Source organism: Staphylococcus sp. 191 (assembly GCF_011174885.1).
GTDB classification, from domain to species: Bacteria; Bacillota; Bacilli; order Staphylococcales; family Staphylococcaceae; genus Staphylococcus; species Staphylococcus coagulans.
Genome location: NZ_PNRJ01000046.1, coordinates 1 through 331, shown reverse-complemented (window position 1 = coordinate 331; position 331 = coordinate 1). Strand labels below are relative to the sequence as shown.

The following is a 331-nucleotide window of genomic DNA, read 5'->3' as shown; positions in this document are numbered from 1 at the left end:
GTACGTTAAAGTACTCAAATTATCGGAATTAACGTTGACATATTGTCATTCAGTTTTCAATGTTCATTTAATTATTGATTAAATGGAGCGGGTGATGGGAATCGAACCCACAACATCAGCTTGGAAGGCTGAGGTTTTGCCATTAAACTACACCCGCAATCATACTAACGATATAGGCGGTTGATGGGAATCGAACCCACGAATGTCGGAACCACAATCCGATGCGTTAACCACTTCGCCACAACCGCCGTGATTTAAGAAGTGGTTCAGGACGGAATCGAACCGCCGACACAAGGATTTTCAGTCCTTTGCTCTACCGACTGAGCTACTG

3 tRNA genes are annotated in these 331 nt (G+C 44.1%); all 3 read right to left on the bottom strand.

From position 1 onward, the window contains the following. Window positions 1–83: 83 nt before the first annotated feature. Window positions 84–157 (bottom strand) — tRNA-Gly (locus tag C1H58_RS12145). An 18-nt stretch (window positions 158–175) separates the two neighbouring features. Continuing rightward, window positions 176–248 (bottom strand) — tRNA-His (locus tag C1H58_RS12140). Window positions 249–262: 14 nt separating this feature from the next. Beyond that, window positions 263–331 (bottom strand) — tRNA-Phe (locus tag C1H58_RS12135).